Source organism: Nonomuraea solani, from assembly GCF_900108335.1.
Classification (GTDB): Bacteria; Actinomycetota; Actinomycetes; order Streptosporangiales; family Streptosporangiaceae; genus Nonomuraea; species Nonomuraea solani.
Map to the genome: position 1 here is coordinate 253,844 of NZ_FNVT01000002.1, position 16,796 is coordinate 270,639.

The window sequence follows — 16,796 nt, forward strand, 5'->3', positions numbered from 1 at the left end:
TCCCGGTACAACCTGACACGCCCCACCCGCCCCAACGAAACACCCGTTGACGGTGGCCGAGGTCAAACGCCTGTTCAACGCCGTCACCGGCCACATACCGACGCTCGAACACGCCGCCCACTGGTCGACCTGGCAACGCCGCCATCAAGCCCGCGCCCGCCTGCTCACTCGGGAAAACGCCTCCAAGGACGTGGAGGGAATTCGCCACCGACGCTGTGGAAATGGGCCTACGGGAGGAAGTTCGCCGGGAGGATCCGGCCAACGGGATCAACCCGGGCTCTCTTGAATGGTCGCCTCTTAAGGTACGACCCGCGCCGACAGCGGAACGTTGATTCGGGTCTCGTTGCGAAGGACAAATAAATTTTCCTTCGAGGATCGAACTTGCCGACTTTCACCCATGCAGGTCAAGCTTCATGGGTCAATGCCTGGTGGTCTCGCCGTGCTCGCGCCGGCCAGAAGAAGTGCAATTATGCATAGCATTGGCCCACCGTCAAGCTGAAGGTTCGGTTAGATTTCTGTCGACCGTGAGAGATCATGGTGCCGCCCACCAACTCTTCTAGCACAGCGCCTCTAGATTCCATCTATATTCGATTCGCCCATTGGGGAGCGTTCCATTCGGCCGCACTTTGCCATTGCCGAGTTTCCGAATGTCACGTTTCCATAACGAGAAGATTGTTGCGACCTGCATCGTTTACCAACGGTGACATTGACGATTGGCCGGCAAATCGATATATCCCCAACGCCTTTTCCCTGATAGGCCCGGCGATCACGTCAGATTCGAGAGTGCGTTCGAGTCAAGGATCATCACTATGAGTAACCGTTGACTGGGTCGTCAGGACATGCGTTGATCTTTCTGAGTTCCCTCCAAGTCGGCCCTCGCACGCCGAGGGCTGCTTTGACCTGCATGGAGGTAGAAGATTGTCCTGGTTATCGAGCAAGAGACCCTCCGTTCCATCCCACCACAGACGGTTACGTAGAGCATTCAGCATGATCCTGGCGACCACTTTGGTCGTCTCGCTCGCCTCGACACTGCCGGCGTCCGCGCAGAGTCCTGCTTCCTCGCACGAAGCAGGAATCATGGCGCGATTCGCCGCCTGGGTGTCGGAAGGCGTCAGCGGCCTGTTCACCGAGGATCCGAAGGGTGAGATGCGGCAGGGCGGGGCGCCCGTCGTGCTGCCCGGCCGCGACGGCGCGGCTCCCCCACAAGCTCGGCAGCCCAAGCCGCCCGGCAGGCGGGTGAAGGAGCTGACCGGCCGGCGGACGGCCGGCGGCAAGGTGTGGCAGCTCGACGACGGGCGGCTGCAGGTGGAGCTGTCGTCCGTGCCGGTGCACTTCCAGGACGCCAAGGGCGCCTGGCAGGAGATCGACACGCGGCTGCGGGCCGGGGACGGCGTCGCGGCGGTCAATGACAGCTCGGGGTTCGGTTCCCGGTTTGGCGGCCGGTCGAGCAGCCTGGCCGAGGTCGAGCTGGACGGGCGGCGGCTGACGCTGGGCGTGCCGGGCGAGGACCGCGAGATCGCGCCCAAGGTGACCGGGTCCGCGGTGACGTACGCGGGCGTGTGGGACGGCGTCGATCTCGTTTACAAGATCACTCCTGAGGGGGTGAAGGAGTTCGTCGTGCTGCACAAGGCGCCGTCGGTGCCGCTGGAGTTCACGGTCAGGACGGACGGCTTGCTGGCCCAGGCGCAGCAGGACGGGTCGATCGCGTTCGTGGGCCAGGACGGGGCGACGGCGTTCACGGTGCCGAAGCCGTTCATGATCGACCAGACGAACGATCCGGCCTCGCCGTACGGCAAGAGCTTCTCCGAGGCGGTCACCCAGAGCGTCGCGGACAAGGACGGGCAGGCGACGATCACCCTCACGCCGGATCCGGGCTGGCTGGCGGCGGCCGGACGGACGTGGCCGGTGGTGATCGATCCGACGATCCGGATCTCGCCGGAGGCGTTCGACACCTATGTCGACTCGGCGAAGAAGACGACGAACTTCGACGCGGCGTGGCAACTGCCGGTGGGCAAGACGGCGACCGGGGTGAATCGGTCGTTGCTGCGGTTCAACCTGCCGATGCCGCTGGGCACCACGGTGGATGAGGCGCGGCTGGAGACGTACTTCGACCAGGCTTTGGGTGAGGCCGGGCCGGTCACGGTGGAGGCGCGGGAGATCACCGGCGAGTGGGACTCCTGGACGGTGACCTGGAACACCCAGCCCGCGGTCGCGGCGACCGCGGCGGCCACGGTGACCCGCAGCCCGGGCGAGGCCTCGCGCTGGCACACCTTCAACGTGACCAGTGTGGTCAACAAGTGGATGACGTCCGAGGGCGATACGCCGGGGTTCATGCTGAAGGCCGCCGACGAAAGCACCGCCGGCAAGGTGGGCGGCCCGGTGTACGAGGCCAGCGAGGACGTCTACGGCGGCGACGGCATGTTCGGCGAGACCGCCAACCACCCGCGCCTGATCATCACCTACGGCAACCCGTCGGTCGTCCTGCAACCGGCGGACACCGTGACCTCGCAGGGCGCGTCGCTGTCGTGGTCCGCCTACGCCGACCGGACCCCCTCCGACAATTCCGACGATCTGGTGGAGTACCGGCTGCACCGCACCTGCCCGTCCGGCTGCCAGAACTCGCCGACCGAGGACTACGACACGCTGGTCGCCTCGATCGGCAAGGACACCACCTCCTTCACCGACACCAGCAGCGGCGGCGACCCCGAAGCGGTGGCCGATGAGTCCTACATTCACGAGGCCACCTACTGGGTGGAGGCGGTGCTGGCCAACGGCCAGATCGTGCCGTCGCAACAGGCCACGGTGGTGCTGCCGCGGCCGGGCCGGATCACCACGACGATCTACGGCGGCGCCGACACCGCGCTGGCCTCCGGCGAACCGGCCGTCGGGCATGACGGCAAGCGGCTGGCGGTGGGCAACACCACCGGCACGCCGGGCAACACCCGCGCGGTGGTTGGCTTCGCCGGTTATGCCGACAAGATCCCGGCCGACGCCCGCATCACCGAGGCGACGCTGTCGTTGTGGAACGCGAACGCCACCGGCAGCGGAGCGCAGTTCAGCGCGCACAAGCTGACCAAGGCCTTCGATGAGGCGGCGACCTGGACCAGCCCCTGGACGACGCCGGGCGGCGACTTCGACGCCACCGCCCTGTCCAGCATCGCCAACGTGACCGCAGCGCCGGGCTGGAAGCAGTGGAACGTCACCGCCGCGGCCACCGCGTGGACCGCCGACCCGGCCACCAACCACGGCCTGCTGGTCAAGGTCGCCAACGAGGCCGGGACGAGCAAGCAGGCGGCCTCGTTCCTGTCCACCGAGGGCGATGAGCCGGTGCTGCGCCCCCGGCTGCGGGTGACGTACCTGGAAAAGAGCGACGGCTCCAGCGCGTTCTACGCGCCCGAGACACCGCTGGAAATGGACACCGGCAGCAGCACGCAGGTGCCGGTGACCGTCACCAACACCACCGACCAGACCTGGCCGACGGGCACGACCCAGCTCAGCTACCGGTGGAAGCAGCCCGACGGCACCGACCTGTCCACCACCGCCAACCAGATCAAGACCGCGCTGCCCGAGGCGCTGCCGCCGGGCGAGTCCGTCCTGGTCACGGCCGACATCACCGCCCCGGCGCTGACCGGGGACGGCACCAACAAGGCCGAGGCGACCACCCTGGACTGGGACGTCTACGACAGCGCGGCCGGCACCTGGAAGTCGGCCAGCCACCACACGCCGCAGCACCCGCAGCGGATCCGGCTGGCCTCGCCGACCAGCGACCAGCTCGGTGCGGAGAAGTTCTACTCCTACTCCGGCAAGAACACCGGCGCGGGCAGCGTCGCGCTGGTCAACACGTTCGCCGGGAACCTGAACTGGTCCTACAACGTGTTGTCCAACCCCTCGCGCGGGCCGCAGACGTTCGTCCGCACCACCTACAACAGCCTCGACACCGCCTCCAGTTCGATGGGGTACGGCTGGTCGCTGCAGACCTCGACGCTGCAACGGCTGGGCACGGCGTTGTCGTTCGAGCCGCGCCGCCAGACCTGGCCGAACAAGGTGCGGCTGACCGACGGGGACGGCACCACGCACATGTGGACGCTGGACAAGCACGGCAACTCCGCCTGCAACCCGCAGGTGTGCGACTACGTCAGCCCCAAGGGCGTGCACCTGTACCTGCAGCGGGTGGCCCGCGCCGACGACCCCACGCGGATCTCGACCGACCCGCTGCGCCGGTGGGTGTTCACCAAGCCGGACCGCACCCAGTTCTTCTTCGACGAAGAGGGCTACCAGTCGGCGGTCGTGGACGCCAACGGCAACACCATGAACTTCGCCTACGAGCGCCGCAACGAGTGCTTCGGCAAGACGACCAAGTTCCTGCAGCACATCACCGACGCGACCGGCCTCCGCACGCTGAGCGTCGACTACTACAAGAAGGGCCAGGACTACGCCTACATCGACGGCAACGGCCAGGAGGTGTCCGCCCGGAAACTGTCGAACAAGCACATCATCGACAACGTCGAGTCGGTCACCGACATCGCCGGCCGCAAGGTCACCTTCACCTACACGGCCAAGGGCCTGATGGCGCGCATGGTCGACGGCGCCGGGGACGCCGCCGCCAAGACGTTCGGCTTCGGCTACGACGCCGGCTGGGGCAACCAGAACGCCAAGCTCACCGACGTCACCGACCCGCGCGGCAACACCACCTCCTTCACCTACCACCGCACCCCTGTGCTGGGCTGGTGCAAGCTGCGCGTGGAGACCATCAAGGACCGGCTGGGCGGCGTCACCCGCTTCGACTACGACAACGGGCCGACCTCGAAATACGTCCGCGCGACCGTCACCGACCCGCTCAACAACGCCACCAAATACCTGCTCGATCCGTACGGCCGGGCCGAGCAGATCACCAACGCCAAGACCGAGACCACGGCCCTGCAATGGGACACCGACCACAACGTCGTCAAGCTCACCGAGCCCAACCAGGCGTACGCCACCTGGAAGTTCGACGCCAAGACCGGCTACCCACTGGAGTTGCGCGACGCCGAGGCGACCGCCAACAACACAGCGGCGACCACGCTGGTCTATACGACCGCGCTCAACGGCCACATCGCCGACCTGATCGAGAAGACGTCGCCCGAAGGGCGTAAGTGGGCCTTCGGCTACGACGCCAAGGGCAACCTCAAGACCGTCACCGACCCCCTCGGTGTCGCCTCCACGACCGCTGGGGACTACACCACCGGTTACGAGTACAACGGCTACGGGCAGCTCACCAAGAGCACCGACGCCAACGGCAACCCCACCGCTTACACCGACTACGACCCGACCGGCTACCCTCGCGCGATCACCGACGCCAACGGCAAGGTGACCACGACCGCCTACGACGTGCGCGGCAACGTGCTGTCGGTCACCGACGCGCTCGGCAAGAAGACCACCCAGACCTACGACCTGTTCAAACGGCCCCTGGAATCGAAGATCCCCAAGGACCAGGACGCGGGCGTGTTCATCACCACCCCCGCCCCGGTCTACGACGCCAACGACAACGTCACCAAGATGACCGCGCCCAACGGCGCCGCCTCGACCGCCGTCTACGACAAGGCCGACCAGCTCATCGAGTCGCTGCTGCCCAAGGACACCACCGACTCGCCCGAGCGCAAGGCCATCGTCACCTACGACGCGGCCGGCAACATCAAGACCCAGACCGAGCCCAAGGGCAACCTCACCGCCACCGCCGGTGACTACACCACCACCTACACCTACGACCCGGTCTACCAGCTGACCGACGTCGTCAACGCCGCCCAGCAGAAGATCACCTACAGCTACGACAACGTCGGCAACGTCACCAAGGTCGTCGACCCCCGCAAGAACGCCACCTCCGATGCGGCCGACTACACCACCACCTCCACCTACGACCGCAACCACCAGGTCAAAAGCGTCAAGGACGCGGCCGGCCACCAGACGAGCGCCGACTACGACCGCGACGGCCTGCCCATCGGCCAGACCGACCAGGAAGGCAACAAGACGATCACCGTCTACGACAAGCGCGGCGCCGTCATCGAGACCAAGGTGCCGCACTCGTCCACCGACGGCGTGATCAAGTACGTCACCACCCAGTTCGCCTACGACCAGGTCGGCAACCGGACCAAGGTCATCACCCCGCGCGGCGTGGAGACCACCGACGACCCGGACGATTTCGTCAGCGAGACGACGTACGACAAGCTCAACCGGCCGAACAAGGAGATCTACCCCTACGACAAGGACGACCCCGCCTACAACCGGCCCGACCACGTCGAGTACACGTACGACGAGCTGTCCCGGCTGAAGGAGATCAGCGCACCCCCCTCCCACGGCCAGACCGTCCGCAACGTCACCGCCCTGACCTACTGGGACACCGGCTGGAACAAGACCAGCACCGACCCCTGGGGCATCCAGACCAGCTACGACTACAACACGCTCGGCCTGCAGACCAACCGCACCCTCACCTCGGCGGGCGGCTCATCGCAGCGGGCCATGGACTGGTCCTACTACCCCGACGGCAAGCTCAAGACCCATTCCGACAACGGCGTCCCCCTCGACATCGACGTCGTACTCGCCGACAACAGCGACCTCGGACAGGTCAAGGCCACCGGTGCCTTCGCCGCCCGTACGACGACCTCCAAGAGCCCGGTCACCGGCTACGACTACGCCGCCGCCCCCGCGGGCAAGGGCAGGTCCGCCTTCACCTGGACCGTGACGCCCAACACCACCGGCACGTACCAGGTGTGGGCGAAGTATCCGGCCGGCGCCACCGCCACCAACGCCCATTACGTCATCAACGGCGACGGCAAGGCGACGGTCGACCAGACCAAGCACGCCGGCAAGTGGGTCTCCTTGGGCAGCCACGCCTTCACCGCCGGCGAACCCGCCGCCATCACCCTGACCGACGACGCCAACGGCACCGTCGCCGCCGACGCGGTCAAGCTGGTCCGCGACACCAACGCGGCCGACGTCGAGAAGAAGGACTTCGGCTACGTCTACGACCCCAACGCCAACCTCACCCAGATCCTCGACAACACCACCACGGCCAAGATCGACGACTGGGCGATCGAGTACACCGGTCTGAACCAGATCGCCAAGATCGTCGAGAAGCTGGACGGAGCCGTCAAGAACACCACCACCTACGCCTACAACGAGAACAGCGCCGTCACCGAGCTCACCCACGACAAGACCCGCGCCACCTACAGCTACGACGCACGCGACCTGGTCAGCTCGGTCACCAACCGCAAGTCCGCCACCGACACCAACCCCAAGACCACCCTCTACACCTACACACCCCGCGGCGAGCATCTGAAGGAGACCAAGGCCAACGGCAACACCATCGACTACGACTACTTCCTGACCGGCCTGCTACGCCACTCCGTCGAGAAGAAGTCCAACGGCACGATCGTCGCCGAACACACCATTGGCTACCAGAGCAACCTGCACCGAGCCAGCGACCACGCCAAAATCCAGAACGCCGACAACCCCGGCGCCTACCTGGACCACACCTCCACCTACACCTACGATCCCCGCGACCGGGTCTCAAAGTCGATGAGGACCTCTGCCGGGGGTGGCCCGGTCGAGATCGAGACCTACTCCCACGATGCCAACGGCAATGTCTGGGAGCAGGACCTCTCCGGGGTGAAGACCACCTTCACCTACGACCGCAACCGCCTGGTGTCCTCCGACACCGAAGGAGCCGGCAGCACCTACACCTATGACCCCTACGGTCGGCTGCGTACGGTCCAGGGAGGCGGCCTGACCTGGGAGAAGTACACCTACGACGGCTTCGACCACGTCACCCGACACGACAAGCTCGGTGGCGACGGCGTGACCAGCACAGCGACCTCCTACACCTACGATCCGCTCGACCGGACGACGTCCAAGACCGAGAAGGTGGGGACCGGCACGGCCAAGACCACCGCCTACTCCTACCTCGGCCTCTCCGAGGAGGTTCTGGACGAGGAGGTGGCCGGCAAGCTCACCAAGTCCTTCCAGTACTCGCCATGGGGTGAGCGACTGTCACAGGTCAAGATCAAGCCCGACAACACGGAGGAATCCTCCTACTACGGCTACAACGCGCACACCGATGTCGAGCAGATCACCAACGAGTCGGGCGACACCAGAGCCACCTACGGCTACACCGCCTACGGCAACAACGACGACAACCTGTTCACCGGTGTCGACAAACCCGACCCGGCCGACCCCACGGCCAAGGAGGAGTACAACCCCTACCGCTTCAACGCCAAGCGCTGGGACAACTCCACCGGCATGTACGACATGGGGTTCCGTAACTACAACCCCGGTCTCAACCGCTTCCTCAACCTCGACGCCTACAACGGCGCCCTCGCCGACCTGTCTCTCAGCCTGGACCCCTGGACAGCCAATCGCTACGCGTTCGCGGGCGGCAATCCCATCACCGGCATCGAGCTCGACGGCCACATTCCAGACGGTTTCACGGCCGGCGAGTGGAATGCGTACCAACACGGCTACGGCGCCCACAAGGGTGGTTACAAGGCATACAAGGCTTATCGGTACGCGAAGGGGATGATGTCCTGGCAGGAGGAATTCCAGTGGACCTGGCGAATGGCAGGCAAGGACCCCAACTGGGTGACTCGGAATGGCCAGAGCATGCTCGGCGCGGCAGCCGTCTACGACAAGAACGGCAAGATGATCGCTTTCGAGACGGGCTTCTTCAGCGGGCATTACAACGCGAAGATGGACAAGGGAAGCTCACACTTGGAAAGGCGCATAGTCGCCTACCTCGAGAAGAAGGGACTTCTCCAGAAAGGGAACACCCTGCAGATCATCACAAGCGGCACGCAGGCCCCCTGCGGAAAAGGCCTTAAAAAGGGCTGCGACACCTTCCTCAGGGAGTACAGCCAGAACAACGGAGTCAATATCCAGTGGACTTCGAGAGGAGCGGCTGTAGCCCCATACGGCAGACCCAATATGGGAGGCGGCGGACTGGCGGTGGACGACGTCTTCGAATCCGACGGAACCTGGAAGGGCACCATAGCCTCACCCAAGGTCACGGGGACCGGAAAACCGGCCGGCGCGATGCGCGGCTTCGGCCGAATGGGAGGCCGCATGCTCGGTGCCTTCGGAATCGCAGGTGACATTCTCAGCGCGACCCAGCACGGCCTCTACATATATCGCTACGGATTCGACGCATGGTTAGGCATGATGTACTGTGCCACCATGCCAGGGGACGCATGCGCGTCACGTGAGCAATTGTTGGCCTAGATTGCACTGGCAGTCGCAGGAGGAGACTCCTGCGGCTGCCGCGGAAGTGGAGATCCCGTGCCGACCATTCCATGGCTGTCCGAGCTGCACGAGAAGGCCTGGACCGAGTTCGAGGTGGCATACGGTGATGCCGGTCGCCTGCCCGAGCACATCGTCGCGCTCACCACGGACGACGCCGAGGTCCGGCACAAGGCACTTCTCGAAATCAGAAATGCGATAATGGCCGAGGACCTCAAATTCGAGGCGGCGCTCCACGTCACCCCTTTCCTGCTGAGCCTGCTGCGCGACGACCTGGCCATCGATCGCCTGGCCATCCTGCAACTGCTGCGCCAACTCGCATTTCGCGATGAACACGAATACATCTTCGGCTATTTCATCCCGGAAGCGCGCCACAACGACAGCGACCACTTGGGAGACGAAGACGGCACCAGCATCGGGGTGTACCACAAGGTCATGGACGGGGTCCCCGTCTATCTGGAGTCCCTCCGGACGGGCGACGTCCAAGAACGGCTCCAAGCCGCCGCGTTGCTGAGCTACTTCCCCCTCCAGAGGGCCACAACCGTCCCCCATCTGCTCGACCACATGCACGAGGATGCCGATCCGGCGGTGGTAGCCACCCTCGAAATAGCGCTGGGCCTCCTCGGCCAGGGCGCCACACCCGAAGTCAGGCCGGCCCTGTACGAACGACTGCACCATACGAACACGCTTATCAGGTGGGGTGCGGCAATCGCCGTAAGCTGGGACGGCGTGCCCGGCGCACCAGGCATCATCGACACACTCGAGGAATGTGCCTCGGCAGACCGGACCCCGATTCCTTTCATGAACGGCACAACGGGTCTCTTGGCGAGTTGGCTCATGCGCCGGGAATCCGGTGCGGAGCCCCCGTACTGAACCCGAGCCATTGGGTCCCGTCGACAAAATCTTCTGACCTGTCCCGCTTGAAAATCGGGCACGTACAGAATGGGGCAGGTCGAGCCCGGCCCGCTAAAGTGCCTGTTCCGAGACAGGCACTTCAGCGGACGCGTCGGCGAGCAGCGCCGACAGCAGGGCCTGGAGTTCGGCCGTGCCGTCCTGGCCCAGCAGCTCTGTCGTGGCGGCGGTCATCCGGTGCTGTGCCTGCCGCACGGCTGGAATCGTGGAGCGGCCGAGGTCGGTGAGCTCGAGCGCGTGTCGGCGGCGGTCGTGGGGATCTTGACCGCGCGCCACCAGTCCGGCCTGGACCAGCTCCTCGACGACCGAGGCGGTGGCCGGCTCGGTGAGGTCGACCGCGCGGGCCAGTGTCTGCTGTGGGCACGGGCCGAGCCGCTCCAGCGCGGGCAGCAGCAGGAAGTGCCGGGTGCGCAGCCCGTACGGATCCAGGAACCGGTCGCCGAGTGCCCGCATGCGCAAGTGCGCCTGGGTGATGAGATGCGCGGTGCTGGGGAGGGCGGGCCGCTCGGGCTCGGGCAGCAGCCGGGTGAGCAACTCGTTGAGCCGGTGCCGTTGGGCCGGAGTGAGCGCGGCGGTGATCTGGGCATCCCTGTCGGCGGCGGCTTCGCGCAGGTCGGCGAGCGCCTGCCGGCCCGGGCCGGTGAGTGACAGCACGTAGGTGCGGCGGTTGGCCGGGTTGCGGGTGCGCGTCAGGTAGCCGGCCTCCTGGAGCCCGTCCAGGACCTTCACCATGAGCGTTCGGTTGATGCCGAGACGGTGTGCCAGGTCGTGCTGCGACCGGGCGTCCTCCTGGGCCAGGGCGTCCAGCACGACGAACTCGCGCGACCGGGGGCCGTCGGCCATCGCGAGCGTGGCGGCGAACGTGTATACGCGGCGCAGCAGGTGACCCAGCGGGGCCTGTATTTCATCCGGCACGGCGATCAGGCTACCTCATGACGATACGAGAGTTGATGAATGAAGAATTGATAGTTGGAAAGTTGACAGTTGCGTCGGGCGCGGATTACCTTGGCGGTCGACTGAGATGGGAAGAGGTGGCAGCGATGAGCTTCTCGCTGGACATGACAATGATGTACGTGATGCACGACGCGCTCCGCCGGGAGCTGGAGCGGATCGCCCGCATCATCGACAGGGCGGGCGACGACCCCCGGCAGATCCTGCGCACGGCCGCCGGCTGGGAGATGTTCAAGAAATACCTGCGCGCTCACCACGCAGCCGAGGACGAGACGCTTTGGCCGGTGATGGCCGAGCTGCTGACCGGCCGCGAGGCCGATCTGGCGCTGCTGGACGCCATGGAGGCCGAGCACGCGGTCATCGACCCGATATTGGCGGCCATCGACACCACACTCGCCGACCGCGAGGCGAGACCGGAACGGCTCGGCAGCCTGGTCGACTATCTGCGCAGCGCTCTGACCGCCCACCTCGAGCACGAGGAGAACCAGTCGCTGGCGCTCATCGACGACGTGCTGTCCCAGGAGCAGTGGAGCCGGGTCGGCCAACGGCAGCACGAACTCCAAGGCGCCGAAGAGGTGCGGCGCTACCTGCCATGGATGCTCGACGACCTGGCGCCCGAACGCTCCGCCGCCATCCTGGCGGCCCTGCCCGAACCCATCCGCCAGGCCTACGCCGCCGAATGGCGCCCCGCCTACATCGAGCTGGGCCTGTGGACCCCCACCCGTCACGACCACGCCGCGTGACCCCGGCAGCGATCGAGTCGTCCTGGCCCGGTACACCGCCTCGGGAGGGATCGCGAACGCCCTCCAGGCTCTCGAGCCGTACGATGGCCGCCATCTCTGATCGTGTCCTGGTGGCATGAGTGGCCAGGACGATGAGTTGGAGCGTGTGATCGTCAGCCGAGCAGGAACGTGCGGGCTTGCCGGGCGACCGGTTCCGGTGCCGTCCAGAACGCGGAATGATCGTGATCGGGCAGCGTCAGCACGGTGACGTCCGGCAGGATCGCGGCCAGCGCGTCGGCACCCGCACGGATGAAGGCCTCGCCGTTGCCGCCGACGGCCACCGCGATCGGGGCGTCGATCGACCAGCGGTCGGCAGGCAGCGGCTTGCCGTCCTGGAGCCCGCGCAGGATCCGGCCGTCGTAGGCGTAGGTGTGGGCGTATGCGGCCATGGCGTCCCAGGAGGGGTCCTGCTTCATCGCGGGGATGTACTCGGCCGGGACGCCGATCATCTCGGTCATGAAGTATTCGACGGCCTCGCTGCGCTTGCCCGCCGCGACCAGGGCTTCCTGGTGTTCGACGTAGTCGGCGGGCGCCGGGGGCCGGGAGTCGTCGACGATGAACGGCGGCTCGTAGAGGTAGAGCCCCGTCACCTTGCCGCCCAGCGCGCCGGCCGCGTCCATGGCGAGCCCGCAGCCGCCGGATCCGCTGGTCAGAGCCGCGGAGCCGCCGGCGACCTCGATCAGTGCGGCGATGTCGTCGATCTCGCGGGCCGGGTCGTAGGGCTGGGGGTCACCGCTGGCGCCGCGGCCGCGGCGGTCGAAGCTGATCACGGTGAAGTGCTCGGACAACGCCTTGGCCATGCCCGCGACCCCGGTGTGGTCCTCGGCGACATTGCTGATCACGATGATCGCGGGGCCCGAACCGGTCTTTTCGTAGGCGATCGTGGTGCCGTCGGCGGAGGTGACGGTGGAAAGGTGGGACATGATCGGTTCTCCTTCGGTTGCGGGTGTATGGGGGTGGGTGTCCAGCAGGGTGGCGAGCCGGTCGAGGGCCTCGGCGTAGCCTTCGGCCATCTGCAGCTCGACCGCCCGCTGGAGCGCTTGGCCGTCGGGGAAGCTCGCCGCGACCTCGACGGTGCTGCCGGTGCCGGCCGAGGCGAAGGTGACCGTGGTCGGGAAGGTGCCGGTGCCGTCGGCTTGCCACGCCTCGTCGGCGAAGGTGTCGTCGTAGTCCAGCTCGGCGCGGGCGACGACCGTCTTGTAGGTGGCGATACTGCGGACCGGGGCGGCCGATCCGTCCACCGGCGCGATCTGGAACCGCCAGCGTCCGCCCGGCCGCACGTCCATCTCGTACACGGTCGCGGCCCAGCCCTGCGGGCCCCACCAGCGGGTGATCGCCTCGGCGTCGGTCCAAGCCCACCACACCCGGTCGACGCCGGCGGCGTAGGTACGGCTGATATGGACGGTGTTGGTCGACCTGTCGATCACGATGCCGTCCGCGGTGTCTCCGGACATGCTCAGGCTCCTTTCCGGTTCGTCTCATCGGGGCCACGGTCGTCTTCGGGACCACGGTCGTCTTCGAGGCCACGGTCGTCTTCGAGGAAGGTGCCGAGGCGATCCATCCGCTCCGACCACAGGGCGGCGAATCCCTGCACCCAGTCGCTCAGCTCACGCATCGCCTCGGGGTGCAGCCGGTAGATCCGCTGCTGGGCCCGCTTGGTCACCTCGACCACGCCCGCCTCGGCGAGCAGCCGCAGATGCCGTGACACCTGCGGCTGGCCCAGGCCCAGCGCGTCGACGATGCCCCCCACCGGCTGCGGGCCGTCCCTGAGCAACTCGACGATCCGGAACCGGTTCGGCTCCGCGATCGCCGTCATTCGCTGTTGCACGTCGTTGACCACAACCCGAACATACATGAAGGTGTATATACACGCAAGCATATGTAACGAGCGGTGAGCTGTGTGCGCGTGCCACCACCACCGAGCGGTTTCGCCTCTGATCTCCCCAGGTGATCCGCGTGCGCGCCCTCGGGGGTGGTTGCCGATCAGTTGGCGGGGGCGCCTATAGTGGGCGGACGGAACCTGCGGAGACACCGGGCAGGCCCTGAAATCACGGGGGTCGCGGGCGGGTTCCGTCGTTACTGCTTCGAGTAGATCCTCGTGCGGTTGTCTGCTCCGGCTCTCCATCGCGTCGCCCGATCCGTACGCGATCCGCTCATGGCGCAATGGTGAGAGCCGTCCGAATCCAGCAACGCGCGACGTCCGCGAGCCCATCGGGATGGTGCACACGCGCGCTCACATGAGGAAGACGCTGTGACAGAGACGATGACGGGTGCCCAGATCCTGATCCAGGCCCTGGAAGAAGCGGGTGTGGAGCTCATTTTCGGGATGCCGGGCGGGACGATCCTGCCCGCCTACGACCCGCTGATGGACTCCACCCGGCTGCGCCACATTCTGGTGCGGCATGAGCAGGACGCCGGTCACGCGGCGGCCGGCTACGCCACCGCGACCGGCCGGCCCGGGGTGTGCATGGCGACCTCCGGGCCCGGCGCGACGAACCTGGTGACGCCGCTGTGCGATGCCGCGATGGATTCGGTGCCCGTGGTGGCGGTGACCGGCCAGGTCAGTCGCCCCCTGCTGGGCACCGACGCCTTCCAGGAGGCCGACATCTGCGGCATCACCCAGGGCATCACCAAGCACAACTGGCTGGTGCGCGCGGCCGTGGACATCCCGCGTGCGATCGCGGAAGCCTTCCACGTCGCCACCACCGGCCGCCCCGGCCCGGTCCTGGTCGACATTCCCAAGGATGTCCTGCAGGAACATGCGCCGTACGTGCGCCCGGAGCGGATCCACCTGCCAGGAGTGCCCCAGACGCCGCGCCCGCACCCGCGCAGTCTCACGCAGGCGGCGGCCGCCCTGCGCGCGGCGGAGCGGCCGGTCCTGTACGCCGGCGGCGGGATCATCAAAGCCGACGCGGCCGGCGAGCTGATGACCTTCGCCGAGCTCACGGGCATCCCCGTGGTCACCACGCTGATGGCCCGCGGCGCGTTCCCGCGCAGCCACCCGCAGAACCTGGGCATGCCGGGGATGCACGGCACGGTGCCCGCCGTCACCGCGTTGCAGCAGGCCGACCTCGTCCTCGCGCTGGGAGCCCGCTTCGACGACCGCGTCACGGGCGACCCGAAGACCTTCGCCCGGCACGCGAAGATCGTGCACGCCGACATCGACCCGGCGGAGATCGGCAAGAACCGCGCGGTGGACATCCCCATCGTCGGCGACGCCCGCGACGTCCTGACCGGCCTGATAGAAGCGGTCCGCCAGATCGGCGACCCCACCCCCTGGCCGGCTTCCGGACCATGGTGGGACGCCATCGAAACGTTGCGCGCCGCCCACCCGATGACCTACGACCGGCCCGCCGACGGCTCGCTGGCGCCACAACAGGTCATCGAGCGGATCGGGCAGCTCGCCGGCCCCGACGCCGTCTACGTCTCCGGCGTCGGACAGCACCAGATGTGGGCCAGCCACTACCTTCCGCTGGAACGGCCCCGCTCGTTCCTGAACTCCGGCGGCGCGGGCACCATGGGATACGCGCTGCCCGCCGCGATGGGCGCCAAGCTGGCCCATCCCGGTACCACCGTGTGGGCCGTCGACGGCGACGGCTGCTTCCAGATGACCTGCCGCACCCTGGCCACCTGCACCGTCGAGGGCATCGCGATCAAGGTCGCGGTCATCAACAACTCCGGCCTGGGCATGGTGCGCCAGCTCCAGTCCCTGTTCTTCGACGACCGTCACTTCGGCGTCGACTGCAGCACCCCGCAGCTGCCGGACTTCGCCGCTCTGGGCGAAGCGTACGGCGGCGTCGGCCTGCGCTGCGACCACGCCGACGACCTCGACGCGACCATCCGCAAGGCCATGGAGATCAACGACGTCCCCGTCGTCATCGACTTCCGCGTGAACCGGCAGGAGATGGTCTGGCCGATGATCGCGGCCGGAGCCTCCAACGACGACATCCGCATCGCCCGCGACACCGCTCCGACCTGGGACGCCGACTACTGAGCCAACCACGGCTCGCGGGAGAACCGCAGCGTGTGCGCCGGCACCCGGCGGGCGACCTGTGACAGCGGCTCGTCGTCGGCGGAGACGTGGGCGCGGAGCCGCGACAGCGCCTGATCAGGCGGGCAGCCGAGTTGGCCGGCCTGGTGAATTTCCGCGGTCGACCTCAGCGCGCCGAGCGGACGGCGCGTGCTCGGAGCGTACGAGCACGCACCGAGCACGGCCGGAACTACCCGCGAGCGACCGGCGACCACAACACGCCATCGCCTCCACGAGCCGACGCCGGCGAAACCGGCTCGGCGGCATCCCATCGTTGACCTGGCCTTCTCCGGCCCGTTGCGGCATACCCGCGCTATACCGGCGCTCCCTAGGGTCGAGCTGGTCAAGAAGTCGTCAGAAGGAGAAGATCGTACGCATGCGGAAGATCGTGGGGCGCATCGCGTCTATCGGCACCGTGAGCTTGGTGGCGGCGGCCACCCTGGCCATGAGCACCTCCAGCGCCCAGGCGGCGGACTACTGGTCGTCCAGCGCGCCCACGTCTGCCACCAACGTGGGAACGGTGACCTCGAAGACGGTCACGGTCACGCCCGACACCTACACGCTGCAGATCCGGTCGGGCAAGTGGGGCGGTAACTACTATCTGTGGGCCCGGGTCCCCAACCCCGCTGGCGATGCGGGCGACAACGACAACCTCTGGCTGGAGGTCTACAACCCCAAGACGAAGAAGTGGACAAGCAGCGGCGTTACGCAGATCAAGAGCAAGACCGCCTACTCCAAGGCACACCGCTCAATGGCCGGCTGGGGTTACAAGGCCTGCGCGAAGGACGTCATGCCCGGCGGCAGCGCGGCCAAGTGCATCACCTGGTGGGTGTGAGTTCCTGAACGCGAACGGCACG

8 protein-coding genes and 1 pseudogene are annotated in these 16,796 nt (G+C 66.9%); 5 read left to right on the plus strand and 4 right to left on the minus strand.

Annotated elements, in window-relative coordinates; translation table 11 throughout:
• Window positions 1-1,077 precede the first annotated feature (1,077 nt).
• Both C4V41_RS06850 and C4V41_RS06855 read left to right on the plus strand, forming a co-directional pair.
• Entirely contained in the window at window positions 1,078-9,246 is an 8,169-nt protein-coding gene (locus tag C4V41_RS06850; RefSeq protein ID WP_103954931.1) for a DNRLRE domain-containing protein, read from the plus strand.
• Window positions 9,247-9,303: 57 nt separating this feature from the next.
• Window positions 9,304-10,137 (plus strand): HEAT repeat domain-containing protein, encoded by an 834-nt coding sequence (locus C4V41_RS06855; RefSeq protein WP_103954932.1) that lies wholly within the window; start codon window positions 9,304-9,306, stop codon window positions 10,135-10,137.
• A gap of 93 nt (window positions 10,138-10,230) precedes the next feature.
• On the opposite strand, the gene C4V41_RS06860 is transcribed toward C4V41_RS06855, so the two are convergent.
• Window positions 10,231-11,091 carry a MarR family winged helix-turn-helix transcriptional regulator gene (locus tag C4V41_RS06860; protein WP_235029952.1) on the minus strand — a complete coding sequence of 287 codons (861 nt, stop codon included), beginning with the start codon at window positions 11,089-11,091 and terminating at the stop codon, window positions 10,231-10,233.
• Between the two features lie 125 nt (window positions 11,092-11,216).
• Here C4V41_RS06860 and C4V41_RS06865 point away from each other — a divergent pair, with 125 nt between their 5' ends.
• Window positions 11,217-11,870, plus strand: a complete 654-nt coding sequence (locus C4V41_RS06865) for a hemerythrin domain-containing protein (protein ID WP_103954933.1) — start codon at window positions 11,217-11,219, stop codon at window positions 11,868-11,870.
• Between the two features lie 152 nt (window positions 11,871-12,022).
• On the opposite strand, the gene C4V41_RS06870 is transcribed toward C4V41_RS06865, so the two are convergent.
• Both C4V41_RS06870 and C4V41_RS06875 read right to left on the minus strand, forming a co-directional pair.
• Window positions 12,023-13,363 carry an alpha/beta fold hydrolase gene (locus tag C4V41_RS06870; protein WP_103954934.1) on the minus strand — a complete coding sequence of 447 codons (1,341 nt, stop codon included), beginning with the start codon at window positions 13,361-13,363 and terminating at the stop codon, window positions 12,023-12,025.
• A 2-nt stretch (window positions 13,364-13,365) separates the two neighbouring features.
• The gene (locus C4V41_RS06875) at window positions 13,366-13,764 is read right to left on the minus strand and encodes an ArsR/SmtB family transcription factor (protein ID WP_235029953.1); all 399 of its coding nucleotides are present in this window, start codon (window positions 13,762-13,764) and stop codon (window positions 13,366-13,368) included.
• 357 nt (window positions 13,765-14,121) lie between these two features.
• On the opposite strand from C4V41_RS06875, the pseudogene C4V41_RS06880 reads away from it, so the two are divergent.
• Window positions 14,122-15,903 (plus strand): annotated as a pseudogene (locus tag C4V41_RS06880) (acetolactate synthase large subunit); the annotation flags it as partial.
• On the opposite strand, the gene C4V41_RS06885 reads toward C4V41_RS06880, so the two are convergent.
• Complete coding sequence (locus tag C4V41_RS06885) at window positions 15,897-16,121, minus strand: ANTAR domain-containing protein (protein ID WP_146103574.1); 225 nt, start codon at window positions 16,119-16,121, stop codon at window positions 15,897-15,899. The pseudogene C4V41_RS06880 and the gene C4V41_RS06885 sit on opposite strands and share 7 nt — an antisense overlap.
• Window positions 16,122-16,315: 194 nt before the next feature.
• Here C4V41_RS06885 and C4V41_RS06890 point away from each other — a divergent pair, with 194 nt between their 5' ends.
• Window positions 16,316-16,774, plus strand: a complete 459-nt coding sequence (locus C4V41_RS06890; RefSeq protein ID WP_103954938.1) for a hypothetical protein — start codon at window positions 16,316-16,318, stop codon at window positions 16,772-16,774.
• The last annotated feature ends 22 nt before the right edge of the window (window positions 16,775-16,796 follow it).